Here is a 13071-nt window from a genome sequence, read left to right on the forward strand (position 1 = left end):
GGTCCCGCCCCCTCCGCCCCCACCACGGCAGGCAGAGCCAGACACCCGCGAAGCCGACATCGCCATCGAGCGCGAGAAAAAGCGCCTGGAACAAGAAAAGAAAGAACGCCAGCAGCAACTCGAACGCGAAAAACGCGAGCGTGAGCGCAAGGAAGACGAGCGCCGCGAACGGCTGGAGCAGGAGAAAAAGGAACGCCTGCAAAAGGAAAAGGCCGAGCAGCAAAAAGCCGAGCGCGAAAAAGAACGCCTGGAAAAACTGGACAAGCAAAAGCAGTTGGCTGACGACAAGAAGCGCCAGGCGCAGGAAGCCCAGCGCAAGCAGGAAGCCCTGGAAAAAGCCAGCGCCCAGACCGCAGAGGCCCGCCGGCAGGAGAACATCCGTCGCATGCAAGGCCTGGCGGGTGCTACAGGCGGCGAAAACGCCACAGGCACCGCCCTGCGTAATTCCGGCCCCTCGGGCAGCTACGGTGGCAAGGTGGCAGCCAAGGTTCGGCCCAATATCGTGTACCCGGATGCCATCGCAGGCAATCCGCGCGCGGTGGTGCAGGTGCGCGCTGCGCCCGATGGCACCATCGTGGGCAAAAAACTGATCCAGTCGAGCGGCAACAAGGCCTGGGACGATGCCGTGCTGCGCGCGCTGGACAAAACCGAGTCGCTGCCCCGCGATGTAGATGGACGTGTTCCGTCCACGCTGGAAATCGGCTTTCGCCCACAAGACTGAAGATCCTTGCGCCCGACTGCTTTGCTGAGCTAAGGCAGAGCGGTTTTCATGGCCTCGGCCACAATGCACCATGACCCTGAAAAGCCCTGAACTGCTGCTGCCCGCCGGCTCACTCGACAAGATGCGCGCCGCTTACGACTTTGGCGCCGACGCCATCTACGCCGGCCAGCCGCGCTACAGCCTGCGCGCACGCAACAACGAATTCCGCCAGGAGCAGATCGAGCAGGGCATCCTTGAAGCCCATGCACGCGGCAAAAAGTTCTTTCTGACCAGCAACCTGCTGCCGCACAACGACAAGGTGCGCACCTACCTGCGCGATATCGAACCCATCATCGCCATGCGGCCCGACGCCCTCATCATGGCCGACCCAGGCCTGATCATGATGGTGCGCGAGAAGTGGCCCGAAGTGGCCATTCACCTCTCGGTGCAGGCCAACACCGTGAACTATGCGGCCGTGAAGTTCTGGCAGAAGGTGGGCGTGGCGCGCATCATCCTCTCGCGCGAGCTGAGCCTGGATGAAATCGCCCAGATCCGCCAGGAATGCCCCGACATGGAGCTCGAAGTGTTCGTGCACGGCGCACTGTGCATCGCCTACTCGGGCCGCTGCCTGCTCTCGGGCTACTTCAACCGGCGCGACCCCAACCAGGGCACCTGCACCAACGCCTGCCGCTGGAACTACGCCACCCAGCCCGCAGCGGTAGACCCCAACACCGGCGAAGCCATGGCCGTGCGCATGGAGGGCGACTTCAACTTCAACAAGGCGCAAGAGGACGACAACGCCGCCTTTGCCGCCTGCGGCGGGGGCGAGCGCCACCCGTTGGCCGACCAGGTATACCTGCTCGAAGAGAAGGAGCGCCCCGGCCAGCTCATGCCCATCATGGAAGACGAGCACGGCACCTACATCATGAACAGCAAAGACCTGCGCGCCGTCGAGCATGTGCAGCGCCTGGTGGAAATCGGCGTCGATTCCCTCAAGATCGAGGGCCGCACCAAGAGCCAGTATTACGTCTCGCGCACGGCGCAGATCTACCGCCGCGCCATCGACGACGCCGTGGCGGGCCGCCCGTTCAACCCCGAGCTCATCACCGAACTCGAAGGCCTGTCCAATCGCGGCTACACCGCCGGCTTCCTGGAACGCCGCCCCGCCAACGACTACCAGAACTACGAAACCGGCAGCTCCGAGACCCGGCGCAGCCAGTTTGTCGGCGAGGTCAAGGCCGTGCAGGACGGCTGGGCCGAGGTGGAGACGAAAAACCGCTTCGCGGTGGGCGACCTGCTGGAAATCATCCACCCCAGCGGCAACCGCACGCTGCGGCTGGAGCAAATGCGTAGCCTTGAAGGCGAAGCACTGCAAGTGGCGCCTGGCAGCCCGCTGCGCGTGCGCATTCCGCTTGAAAACCCGGCTGAGGGCGCGCTGCTCGCCCGGCTGCTGTAATGCATATCTGCGCAAATTGCTATAATTTTTATAGCTTTATGCGCTTATCCTGTATAAATTTCAGCGTTAAAACAATATAAAAGTATTGCAAGGCGGGCGCTGGTCGCTCCTTTTTTTGAAGCAGCCTCGAACCGCTATCGCCTCTGGGAAAACACGGCATCGCGTTTGAAACGCTGCAAAACCCGCGCCTTCCACCCATCGCAGACCTACACCCTGGGGACGATCGTACACCCTGGGGACGATCGCGCGGCACGTAGGGCAGCACTGCAGAGCGCAAACGCATCCGCGATACTGCACCCATGAAACGCTACGAAGCCCTGGCCGCCGACATCGAAGCATCCCTGCGCAGCGGCGTGCTGCGCCCGGGCGACCGACTGCCTTCGGTGCGCCACACCTGCGCCAGCCGGGGCGTCAGCGCCTCCACCGTATTCCAGGCGTATTACCTGCTGGAGGCGCGCGGCTTGGTGCAGGCGCGCGAGCGCTCGGGCTACTTCGTGCGCTCGGGATTGCGCAGTGCTCCACCCGAACTGGAGCAGGCTTCGCAGCCGCAGGGCCAGTCAATTGCTGTGGATGTGAGCGAGCGCGTGTTCGAGGTACTGGAATCGACCATGGCGCGCAATGTAGTGCCGCTGGGCTCGGCCTTTCCCAGCCCTCTGCTGTACCCGTTGGCGCGCCTAGGCCAGGCGCTGGCCGCCAGCGCCAGGTCGCTCGACCCGTGGAGCGCGGTGGACGACCTTACGCCCGGCCATGCGGGCCTGCGCCGCCAGATCGCGCTGCGCTACCTGGCGGCGGGCATGCCGGTGTCGGCAGACGACATCGTCATTACCAACGGCGCGCTCGAAGCGCTGAACCTGTGTCTGACCGCCGTCACCCGGGCGGGCGATGCGGTGCTGGTCGAGTCGCCCACGTTCTACGCCGCCTTGCAGTCGCTGGAGCGCATGGGTCTGCACGCCATCGAGGTGCCCACCCACCCGCGGGAGGGCATTGACCTGGCCGCACTGGAGGCCGCCATCGTGCGCCACCGCCCCCAGGCCTGTTGGCTGATGACCACCTTTCAGAACCCGCTGGGCAGCCTGATGCCCGAAGCGAAGAAAAAAGCGCTGGTCGCGCTGATCACTCGCCACCAACTCCCGCTGATCGAAGACGATGTATACGCCGAGCTGTACCTGGGCGACCAGCGCCCACTGCCGGCCAAGGCCTTTGACACCGAGGGACTGGTGCTGCACTGCAGCTCGTTCTCCAAATCCCTGGCGCCAGGCTACCGCATCGGCTGGGCCACGCCGGGGCGCTTTACCCGCACCGTGGCGCGGCACAAGCTGACCTGCACGCTAAGCGCATCGGTGCCGGCACAGGCGGCGTTGGCGCTGTACCTGGAGCGCGGCGGCTTCGATAAGCACTTGCGCAAGCTGCGCGCGGCGCTGGCCGCGCAGCAAGCGGTGTTTGCCCAGGCCGTGGGCCATTACTTTCCGACAGGCACGCGGGCGACGCGGCCCGAGGGCGGTTACTTTTTGTGGGTTGAACTACCCGAAGGCTCAGACGCGCTGCACATCCACCGCCAGGCGCTGGCGCAGGGCATCAGCGTGGCGCCGGGACCGATTTTTTCGGCCTCGCACGCCTTCACCAACTGCCTGCGCCTGAACTATGGCCACGCCTGGAACGCGCGCACCGAGCAGGCGCTGGCCACGCTGGGCCAGCTCAGCGCGGCCAGTAGGCCACATTAATGCGCTTCAGCGTGGCACCAGAAAGGTGGTTTTCTCGCGCAGCTGCACCGCTGCGTCGCCCATGGCCGTGATCTCCAGCACCACCGTGTGCGAGCCAGAGGCTGCAACGCCATCAGGCACACGCAAGCGCGTGACCACCCAACGCGAATCGGCGGCGGCCACATCCACTTCGGTCTCCGAGGCCACGTGCAGCCCCTCCAGGCCGCGGGCCACCAGGCGGTAGCGCTGTGGGGTTTCGGTGGCGTTGGCGATTTGCAGGCGATACACGTTCTCGACCTGCCCGCCCTGCACCAAGCGCGCCAGCACACTGCGGTCGCGGATCACATCCACTTTGAGCGGCGTGCGCACCACCAGGCTGATCAACATGGCCAAGGTTATGGCGATCAGCGCGGCGCTATAGAGCAGCACGCGTGGGCGCGCCACGCGGCGCAGCACCTGGCGCAGGTCCCAGCGCTGGGCCAGGGCGTTGGGCGTGGTGTAGCGGATCAAGCCACGCGGGTACTGCATCTTGTCCATGACAGAATTGCAGGCGTCCACACACAGGCCGCAGCCAATGCACTCGTACTGCAAGCCATCGCGGATGTCGATGCCCACCGGGCAGACCTGCACGCACAGCGTGCAGTCAATGCAGTCACCCAGGCCCTGCGCCTTGGCATCCACCGCCTTGGTGCGCGGCCCGCGCGCCTCGCCGCGCACTGCGTCGTAGGTGACGACGAGAGTATCCTGGTCAAACATGGCGCTCTGAAAGCGCGCATACGGGCACATGTACTTGCAGATTTGCTCGCGCAAAAAACCCGCGTTGCCGTAGGTGGCAAAGCCATAAAACAGCACCCAAAAAATCTGCCAACCGCCTTGCAACGCCATCACCTCCACGGCCAGCGTGCGAATCGGCACAAAGTAGCCGACAAAGGTGAACCCCGTCCACAGCGCCACAGCCAGCCACAAAAACTGCTTAAGCGATTTGCGCCAGAGCTTGTCGGCCGACCAGGGGGACGCATCAAGGCGTAGCCGCGCACTGCGGTCGCCTTCCACCTTGTGCTCTATCCAGATGAAAATTTCGGTATAAACCGTTTGCGGACAGGCAAAGCCGCACCACAGCCGCCCCGCCACTGCCGTGAACAGAAAAAGCGACAGCGCCGAAATAATCAAAAGCGCGGTGAGGTAAATGAAATCCTGCGGATAGAGGAGCAACCCGAACAGGTAAAAGCGCCGCTGCTCCAGGTCAAACAGCAGCATTTGCCGGTCGTTCCACTGCAGCCACGGAATCACATAGAAGAACAACTGCGTGGCCCACACCATGGCCCAGCGCCAGTTTGAGAACACACCGCGAATGGAGCGCGGCTGAATCTTGACCTGCGCCTCGTAAAGCGAACCAGAGACGGCTGCCGGGGTGATGGGAATGACTTTGCGCGGCGATTTTCCGCGCGGTGGTGGGGGAGTGTGGGACATGCAAGGTTCAGAACAACAGCCAGAGAGTGCACGCAGCGCCCACTGTGCCAAGGCCTTGACTATGGAGCATCAGGGATCTCAGCAACAGCAGCAGATGCAGCGATCTGGGACGTATCAGATGGAGTCTGGACCACACCTGCCACCATTGCAGCGCTTACCGATGCTACTAACTCAATAGCTAACAGCGCTTTCTCCACAATGACTTTAGGTCTCCACCACTCTGGACCAACACAGACCACCATCTCCCGGTGTGGCCGTGCCGTGCATAAAAGAGGTGCATGCTACCCACGAAAAAAAGCCCGCGCACAGCGCGGGCCAGCCATCACCTCTGCACCGGAGGCCATGGCCCCGGGCAGCAGGTTGTGCATCAGGCTCAGGCAGCTACGCCGTCGGCCACGTCCTTGTACTCGGCGATCTGGTCAAAGTTCATGTACTTGTAGATCTTGTCGCCATTGGCGCTGAGCACGCCCATGTCAGCCAGGTATTCGGCCTTGCTGGGAATACGGCCCAGCTTGGAGCAGATGGCCGACAGCTCGGCAGAGCCCAGGTAAACATTGGTGTTCTTGCCCAGGCGGTTGGGGAAGTTGCGCGTGCTGGTGGACATCACGGTGGCGCCTTCCTTCACCTGTGCCTGGTTGCCCATGCACAGCGAGCAGCCCGGCATTTCCATGCGGGCACCGGCGGCGCCGAACACGCCATAGTGGCCTTCTTCGGTGAGCTGGTGCGCGTCCATCTTGGTGGGCGGTGCCATCCACAGCTTGACGGGAATGTCCTTCTTGCCTTCGAGCAGCTTGGAAGCCGCACGGAAGTGGCCGATGTTGGTCATGCACGAGCCAATGAACACTTCGTCGATCGCAGCGCCGGCCACGTCCGACAGCGTCTTGGCGTCGTCGGGGTCGTTGGGGCAGCAGACGATGGGTTCGGTGATCTCGGCCAGGTCGATCTCGATCACGGCCGCGTATTCCGCGTCGGCATCGGGTGCCAGCAGCTCAGGCTTGGCCAGCCAGGCTTCCATGGCCTGGATGCGGCGGCCGATGGTGCGCGCATCAGCGTAGCCCTGGGCGATCATGTTCTTCAGCAGTACGATGTTGCTGTTGATGTATTCGATGATCGGCTCTTTGTTCAGGCGCACGGTGCAACCGGCGGCAGAGCGTTCGGCCGAGGCGTCGGACAGCTCGAATGCCTGCTCGACCTTCATGTCGGGCAGACCTTCGATTTCGAGGATGCGGCCCGAGAAGATGTTGACCTTGCCTTGCTTGGCAACTGTCAGCAAGCCAGCCTTGATGGCATACAGCGGGATCGCGTGCACCAGGTCGCGCAGCGTGACACCGGGCTGCATCTGACCCTTGAAGCGCACCAGAACCGATTCAGGCATATCAAGCGGCATCACGCCCGTGGCGGCAGCAAACGCCACCAGGCCCGAGCCTGCAGGGAAGCTGATGCCGATGGGGAAACGGGTGTGCGAGTCACCGCCGGTGCCCACAGTGTCGGGCAGCAGCATGCGGTTGAGCCAGCTGTGGATGATGCCGTCGCCAGGTTTGAGCGAGATGCCGCCACGGTTGCTGATGAACTCGGGCAGCTCGTGGTGCATCTTCACGTCCACGGGCTTGGGGTAAGCGGCCGTGTGACAGAACGACTGCATGACGAGGTCGGAGCTGAAGCCCAGGCAGGCCAGGTCCTTGAGTTCGTCGCGGGTCATGGGGCCGGTGGTGTCTTGCGAGCCCACCGAGGTCATGCGCGGCTCGCAATAGGTGCCGGGCAGCACGCCCATCTGGTTGCCATCCTTTGCAGGCAGGCCGCAGGCACGGCCAACCATCTTCTGCGCCAGCGTGAAACCCTTGCCGGTGGCGGCAGGCACTTGCGGCAGGCGGAACAGCGTGGAGGGCGCCAGGCCCAAGGCCTCGCGCGCCTTGGTGGTCAGGCCACGGCCGATGATGAGTGGAATGCGGCCACCGGCGCGCACTTCGTCAAACAGCACTTCACTTTTCACTTCGAATTCGGCGATGACGTTGCCGTCCTTCAAAGCCTTGCCAGCGTAGGGCAGCAGCTCGATCTCGTCGCCCATGTTCATCTGGCTTACGTCGAGCTCGATGGGCAGCGCGCCCGCGTCTTCCATGGTGTTGTAGAAGATGGGGGCAATCTTGCTGCCCAGGCAGACGCCGCCAAAGCGCTTGTTGGGCACAAAGGGGATGTCTTCGCCGGTGAACCACAGCACGCTGTTGGTGGCCGACTTGCGGCTGGAACCCGTGCCCACCACGTCGCCCACGTAGGCCACGAGGTTGCCCTTGGCGCGCAGGTCTTCGATGAACTTCACCGGGCCGCGTTTGCCGTCTTCTTCAGGGGTGATGCCGTCGCGCTTGTTCTTGAGCATGGCCAGCGCGTGCAGCGGGATGTCGGGGCGGCTCCAGGCATCGGGCGCGGGCGACAGGTCGTCGGTGTTGGTTTCGCCGGTGACCTTGAGCACGGTGAGCTTGATGCTTTGCGGCACTTCGGGGCGGCTGGTGAACCACTCGGCGTCGGCCCAGCTCTGCAGCACGGCCTTGGCGAAGGTGTTGCCCTTGTCGGCCTTTTCCTTGACGTCATGGAACTGATCGAACATGAGCAGCGTCTTCTTGAGCGCTTCGGCAGCCACGGAAGCCACGGCAGCGTCGTCAAGCAGATCGATCAGCGGCGTGAGGTTGTAGCCGCCCAGCATGGTGCCCAGCAGTTGCGTGGCCTTCTCACGGCCGATGAGGCTGCACACTTCCGTGCCATGGGCCACGGCGGCCAGGTAGCTGGCCTTGACCTTGGCGGCATCGTCCACGCCCGCAGGCACACGGTGCGTGATCAGGTCGACCAGGGTTGCTTCCTCGCCAGCAGGCGGGTTTTTCAGCAGCTCGATCAGTTCGCTGGTCTGCTTGGCGCTCAAGGGCAGTGGCGGAATGCCCAATGCAGCACGTTCGGCCACATGGTCACGGTAGGCTTTCAACATCAATTTTCTCCGGTTGCGTTCTAAAGTGGGGTGGGTGCGGCCCGGGGGCCAGGCGCACGGGAATCGTTATTGTTTGGCGACGGGCAGAGGTTCCAGCACGCTGGGGATCGGGTTCTTCTTGATGGCCTCGGCAACCAGGTTCTGCTCGGGGCTCATGCATTCGTCTGCCAGGCGCTGGCCACGCTTTTGGTCCATGAGCATGGACTTGTTGGCGATCTGCAGCCACACAGCGCCGCCCCGCTGGTCTTCCAGACGCACAGCGCCGGTGGATGTGGCTACGGGGGTCATGCGGTACTTGAAGCCCTTGCCTTCCACATCGAAGCGGCCGGGCGAGGCTGGGTCGGCCTTGAGCGTGACGTGCGCGCCCAATTCGCAGGCGATGTGGCCCACATGCACGCGCTCGGCAATGGCCAGTTCGTCCGGCGAGAGGGCGGCCTCGGCAGCCATGATGCCTGCTGCCACCTGACCGGTGGCGGACTTGAGCTGGACGCGGCTGCTGGTGGGCTTGGCCTTGGCAGTTTTGGCGGCGGCGGCTTTGGCAGGGGCCTTGGCGGTTGCCTTGGTGGCAGGCTTGGCGGCGGACGGGGCGGGTGTCTGGGCCAGCACAAAGGCGGGCGCCAGCAGTATGAGGGCAGAAGCGATAAAGGTTTTCATCAGGGATCCTGCAGGTGAGGGTTCAGGGACAGAGAGAGACAGACGGAGTAAACCACGGGCACACGGCCGCGGGCAAGCTGCGCCCGGTGCTGTGCGCACGCTCCAGAACCTGCCAGTAATAGCGAAAACTGGCACGGTCATGCAATGCGCCCTCAAAACTGATGGGAGCCCAATCAGCGTCTGCGGCAGCAGCTATTATTTTTGAAGCAACGTCAATGTCATCCTGCGTGGGCCCAAAGGCCTCCAGGATGGGGCGAATCTGCGCGGGGTGGATGCTCCACATGCGCGTGTAGCCAAACTCGCGTGCAGCGCGGCTGGCTGCGGCCTGCATGGCCACCATATCGCTGAATTCGGTTACCACGCAGTGCGATGGCACCTTGCCATGGGCATGGCAGGCCGAGGCGATTTCGAGCTTGGCGCGCACCACCAGCGGGTGCGTGAACTGCCCGGCAGAGGCCATGGCCGATGCGGGAATGGCACCGCCGTGGGCCGACACAAAATCCATCAAGCCAAAGCTCAGGCTCTGCACGCGGGGATGCGCGGCAATCTCGAAAGCCCGGTGCACTGCGGCCGGGGATTCGATCAGCACCTGCAGGGGCAGATGGGCCGCCGATGTGCCCTGCAGGGCTTTTTCTGCCCGCAAAACATCGTCCACCGACTCCACCTTGGGCAGCATGATGTGGGTGAGCCGATGACCGGCCTCGCCGGCAATGGTGGCCATGTCGTTGGCAAATGCGGGGTGGTCCACGGGGTGAACGCGAACGCCCACGCGCGCTGCCGGGGCGGCATCGCGCACCAGGGCGGCCACCAGGACCGCGTGCGCCGCTTCATCGCCCACCGGGGCTCCGTCTTCGCAGTCCAGCGTCACGTCAAAAACGCAAGCGCCGAATTCCTCGGTCATCTGTGCCTGCAATTGCAGGCTCTTGAGCATGCGCGCCGGCGCACCGCTGTAGTGATCGCAAACCGGCAAGGCGGCAGAAGCCGCCTGCGCACCCAGCAGCACATCGCGAGGATGGGCACGCACGACCCCGCCACTCACGGCGTGGGCTGCTTCGCCCCCCCCGGGAGGAACGGAGCCTGAGGATGGTTCTGCGCGGCGCACAACGCTCATGGGATCAGAGCAGGTGCTTGACGCCGTCTTGCTCGCCTTGCAGTTCGGCCAGCGTGATGTTGATGCGCTCTTGCGAGAACGCGTCAATTTCCAGACCTTCGACGATCTTGTACTCGCCGTTTTCGCAGGTGACGGGGAAGCCGAACATGGTGTCCTTTGGAATGCCGTACTGGCCATCCGAAGGAATACCCATGGTGACCCACTTGCCGTTGGTGCCCAGGGCCCAGTCGCGCATGTGGTCGATGGCGGCGTTGGCAGCCGATGCCGCCGACGACAGGCCGCGTGCCTCAATGATGGCTGCGCCGCGCTTGCCCACGGTGGGCAGGAAGGTGTTGGCGTTCCATTCCTGGTCGTTGATCATCTTGGCAACGCTCTCGCCGTTGATGGTGGCAAAGCGGTAGTCGGCGTACATCGTGGGCGAATGGTTGCCCCAGACGGTGAGTTTTTCGATGTCGGCCACGGCCTTGCCGGTCTTGGCAGCGATCTGGCTGGCAGCGCGGTTGTGGTCGAGGCGCAGCATGGCGGTGAAGTTCTTGCGTGGCAGGTCAGGCGCGCTCTTCATGGCGATGTAGGCGTTGGTGTTGGCGGGGTTGCCCACCACCAGCACCTTGACGTCGCGGCTGGCCACGGCATTCAGGGCCTTGCCTTGTGCGGTGAAGATGGCACCGTTGACGGCCAGCAGCTCGGCGCGCTCCATGCCGGGGCCGCGGGGGCGCGAACCCACCAGCAAGGCGTAATCGGCATCCTTGAAGGCGGTCATGGGATCGCTGTGGGCGGTCATCTCCACGAGCAGCGGGAAAGCGCAGTCGTCGAGTTCCATCATCACGCCCTTGAGCGCTTTTTGTGGGCCTTCCACGGGAACTTCGAGCAATTGCAGGATGACCGGCTGGTCCTTGCCCAGCATTTCGCCCGAGGCGATACGGAACAGCAGGGCGTAACCGATTTGACCAGCAGCGCCGGTAACGGCAACACGGACGGGCTTCTTGCTCATGGTGAAAACTCCAGGAAGTGGAAAAAACAGATGTGGATGCAACGCAAGCACCAGCCCCTGTCACCAGCAACCCGTGCTCTGCAAAACAGCCTTGGAGTTTACCGCCGATTGCTGCGAAAGGTCAATTTGTCTTATGTCTTATATAAGATATGATCCAACCCGGTTACCAGCCAGAGAATACGCCTCGCCGCATAACCGCCCCACCCCAGCCATTTGCCATGTCCTCGCTTCCGTTCAATGTTGACGCGCCCTCGCCGCCTCCCGGCGGTGTTGGTGTATTGACGCCGGCATTCAGCCCGCTGTACCAGCAGATCAAGGCCTTGATCCTGCAAAGCCTGCAGCAGGGTGAATGGAAGCCCGGTGAAGCCATTCCCAGCGAGATGGATTTGGCGGCGCGGTTTCGGGTGAGTCAGGGCACGGTCCGCAAGGCCATTGACGAGCTGGCGGCCGACAATCTGGTGATGCGGCGACAGGGCAAGGGCACTTTTGTCGCCACCCATGCCGAGCAGCATGTGCAATACCGTTTTCTGAAGCTTTTGCCCGACACCGGCGATGCCAGTGTGGAGGGGCCGGCGCAACGCACCGTGCTGGATTGTCGGCGCGTGCGCGCCAGCGCCGACGTGGCGCGCGCCCTGGCCTTGCGCAGTGGCGACCCGGTGGTACAGGCGCGGCGCATTCTGTCGTTTGCCGACGAACCCACCATTCTCGAAGACATCTGGCTCCCCGGCCAGGCCTTCAAGGGCCTGACAGCCGAGCAGATGGCGAACTACCAAGGTCCGACCTATGCCATGTTCGAGCTGGATTTCGGTGTGCGCATGGTGCGGGCCGAAGAAAAAATCCGAGCCGTGCTGGCCGACGGTGAGCAGGCGCAGCTTCTGCACACCCCCGCTGGCACGCCCTTGCTGAGCGTGGAGCGCACCGCCTACACCTACAACGATGTTCCCATGGAGTTACGGCGTGGTCTTTACCGCACCGACACACACCATTACCACAACGAATTGAGCTGAAACACGCCCGCACTTGAGAAGAATCGTCAAAATATTGCGCCAGTGGACAGCCCTACTTGTTGCGTTGCAATAGAATTTTGCGTTGTTTGCATCTTCAAATTACAAAGCAGTTACATCCACGAAAGCACCCGCCATGACAGAGCTAGCCAAAAAACGGCCTGAATTCCGCAATATCAACGCCTTCAAGGACCTCACTACTTACCGCATGACGCCGGCTGCATGGGTTTCGATCCTGCACCGTGCCAGCGGTGCTGTGATGTTTCTGCTGCTGCCGTTCGTGCTGTGGATGTTCGACACCTCGGTGTCCTCCGAAATTTCCTTTAGCACCTTCAAGGCCGCCTTCAACTCTGGCCTGGGCTTCGCTCCCGGCTGGTTCATCAAGCTGGTGGCGCTGGGCCTGATCTGGGCCTATCTGCACCACATGATCGCCGGTGTGCGCCACTTGTGCATGGACGTGAGCCATGACGCCGTCAGCAAACAGTTCGGCAAGACCTCTGCCCTGGTGACTCTGGTCATCAGCATTGGCCTGACGCTGGTGCTGGCAGCCAAGCTGTTCGGCCTGTATTGATTCACCCCGCGGCGTCGCCGGGTGCGGCGCGCCGCGCAATGACTGAGAGGAAATCCACTATGTCCGACAACTTCGGTTACAAACGCACCGTCGTAGGTGCCCACTATGGCCTGCGCGACTGGCTGAGCCAACGTGTCACTGCAGTGCTGATGGCACTGTTCACGCTGATCCTGCTCGTGCAACTGGTTCTGACCAAAGGTCCCATCGGCTATGACCGCTGGGCTTCCATTTTTTCCAGCCAATGGATGAAGGTGCTCACGTTCTGCGTGATCCTGGCACTCATCTGGCACGCCTGGGTCGGGATGCGCAACATCTGGATGGACTACATCAAGCCTCTGGGCCTGCGCCTGGCGCTGCAGATTTTCACCCTCGTCTGGCTGGTCGGCTGTGCCGGCTGGGGTATCCAGGTTTTGTGGCGTCTCTGATTCCCGCGACTGAAGGCA

At 63.0% G+C, this 13071-nt stretch carries 11 protein-coding genes; 6 read left to right on the top strand and 5 right to left on the bottom strand.

Annotated elements, in window-relative coordinates; translation table 11 throughout:
* From DTW89_RS12020 to DTW89_RS12030, 3 genes are all read left to right on the top strand, one after another.
* Window positions 1–721 (top strand): cell envelope integrity protein TolA (locus DTW89_RS12020; protein ID WP_147277654.1); only part of this gene is annotated, 721 nt, incomplete at its 5' end.
* Between the two features lie 70 nt (window positions 722–791).
* On the top strand, window positions 792–2156 hold the full coding sequence (gene trhP / locus DTW89_RS12025) for a prephenate-dependent tRNA uridine(34) hydroxylase TrhP (protein ID WP_114656120.1): 1365 nt from the start codon (window positions 792–794) through the stop codon (window positions 2154–2156).
* A gap of 299 nt (window positions 2157–2455) precedes the next feature.
* Window positions 2456–3877, top strand: a complete 1422-nt coding sequence (locus tag DTW89_RS12030) for an aminotransferase-like domain-containing protein (protein WP_114656121.1) — start codon at window positions 2456–2458, stop codon at window positions 3875–3877.
* A gap of 6 nt (window positions 3878–3883) precedes the next feature.
* Here DTW89_RS12030 and ccoG read toward each other — a convergent pair whose 3' ends face one another.
* The 5 genes from ccoG to DTW89_RS12055 all read right to left on the bottom strand — a co-directional run bounded on the left by ccoG (window position 3884) and on the right by DTW89_RS12055 (window position 11053).
* Window positions 3884–5326, bottom strand: coding sequence for a cytochrome c oxidase accessory protein CcoG (ccoG, locus tag DTW89_RS12035; RefSeq protein ID WP_114656122.1), 1443 nt, complete (start codon window positions 5324–5326; stop codon window positions 3884–3886).
* Window positions 5327–5699: 373 nt separating this feature from the next.
* On the bottom strand, window positions 5700–8297 hold the full coding sequence (gene acnB / locus DTW89_RS12040) for a bifunctional aconitate hydratase 2/2-methylisocitrate dehydratase (protein WP_114656123.1): 2598 nt from the start codon (window positions 8295–8297) through the stop codon (window positions 5700–5702).
* A 66-nt stretch (window positions 8298–8363) separates the two neighbouring features.
* Window positions 8364–8951 carry a hypothetical protein gene (locus DTW89_RS12045; RefSeq protein ID WP_114656124.1) on the bottom strand — a complete coding sequence of 196 codons (588 nt, stop codon included), beginning with the start codon at window positions 8949–8951 and terminating at the stop codon, window positions 8364–8366.
* Window positions 8952–8973: 22 nt separating this feature from the next.
* A complete protein-coding gene (locus tag DTW89_RS12050) occupies window positions 8974–10062 on the bottom strand; it encodes an HpcH/HpaI aldolase/citrate lyase family protein (protein ID WP_114656125.1) in 1089 nt (362 codons plus the stop codon).
* Between the two features lie 4 nt (window positions 10063–10066).
* A complete protein-coding gene (locus tag DTW89_RS12055) occupies window positions 10067–11053 on the bottom strand; it encodes a malate dehydrogenase (RefSeq protein WP_024815802.1) in 987 nt (328 codons plus the stop codon).
* A 218-nt stretch (window positions 11054–11271) separates the two neighbouring features.
* Here DTW89_RS12055 and DTW89_RS12060 point away from each other — a divergent pair, with 218 nt between their 5' ends.
* The 3 genes from DTW89_RS12060 (at window position 11272) to sdhD (ending at window position 13053) form a co-directional block, all read left to right on the top strand.
* The gene (locus DTW89_RS12060) at window positions 11272–12060 is read left to right on the top strand and encodes a GntR family transcriptional regulator (protein ID WP_114656126.1); all 789 of its coding nucleotides are present in this window, start codon (window positions 11272–11274) and stop codon (window positions 12058–12060) included.
* A gap of 133 nt (window positions 12061–12193) precedes the next feature.
* The gene (gene sdhC, locus DTW89_RS12065) at window positions 12194–12628 is read left to right on the top strand and encodes a succinate dehydrogenase, cytochrome b556 subunit (protein WP_114656127.1); all 435 of its coding nucleotides are present in this window, start codon (window positions 12194–12196) and stop codon (window positions 12626–12628) included.
* A 59-nt stretch (window positions 12629–12687) separates the two neighbouring features.
* Window positions 12688–13053, top strand: a complete 366-nt coding sequence (gene sdhD, locus DTW89_RS12070) for a succinate dehydrogenase, hydrophobic membrane anchor protein (protein WP_114656128.1) — start codon at window positions 12688–12690, stop codon at window positions 13051–13053.
* The last annotated feature ends 18 nt before the right edge of the window (window positions 13054–13071 follow it).

Source organism: Acidovorax sp. BoFeN1 (assembly GCF_003345135.1).
In the GTDB taxonomy this organism is placed as follows: Bacteria; Pseudomonadota; Gammaproteobacteria; order Burkholderiales; family Burkholderiaceae_C; genus Acidovorax; species Acidovorax defluvii.

What these genes read in the sequence shown, in the direction of transcription:
- DTW89_RS12045 (WP_114656124.1), bottom strand. Translation starts at nt 8,951, where the DNA reads ATGAAAACCTTTATCGCTTCTGCCCTCATACTGCTGGCGCCCGCCTTT.
- trhP (WP_114656120.1), top strand. Translation starts at nt 792, where the DNA reads ATGACCCTGAAAAGCCCTGAACTGCTGCTGCCCGCCGGCTCACTCGAC.
- sdhD (WP_114656128.1), top strand. Translation starts at nt 12,688, where the DNA reads ATGTCCGACAACTTCGGTTACAAACGCACCGTCGTAGGTGCCCACTAT.
- DTW89_RS12055 (WP_024815802.1), bottom strand. Translation starts at nt 11,053, where the DNA reads ATGAGCAAGAAGCCCGTCCGTGTTGCCGTTACCGGCGCTGCTGGTCAA.
- DTW89_RS12050 (WP_114656125.1), bottom strand. Translation starts at nt 10,062, where the DNA reads ATGAGCGTTGTGCGCCGCGCAGAACCATCCTCAGGCTCCGTTCCTCCC.
- acnB (WP_114656123.1), bottom strand. Translation starts at nt 8,297, where the DNA reads ATGTTGAAAGCCTACCGTGACCATGTGGCCGAACGTGCTGCATTGGGC.
- DTW89_RS12030 (WP_114656121.1), top strand. Translation starts at nt 2,456, where the DNA reads ATGAAACGCTACGAAGCCCTGGCCGCCGACATCGAAGCATCCCTGCGC.
- DTW89_RS12060 (WP_114656126.1), top strand. Translation starts at nt 11,272, where the DNA reads ATGTCCTCGCTTCCGTTCAATGTTGACGCGCCCTCGCCGCCTCCCGGC.
- sdhC (WP_114656127.1), top strand. Translation starts at nt 12,194, where the DNA reads ATGACAGAGCTAGCCAAAAAACGGCCTGAATTCCGCAATATCAACGCC.
- ccoG (WP_114656122.1), bottom strand. Translation starts at nt 5,326, where the DNA reads ATGTCCCACACTCCCCCACCACCGCGCGGAAAATCGCCGCGCAAAGTC.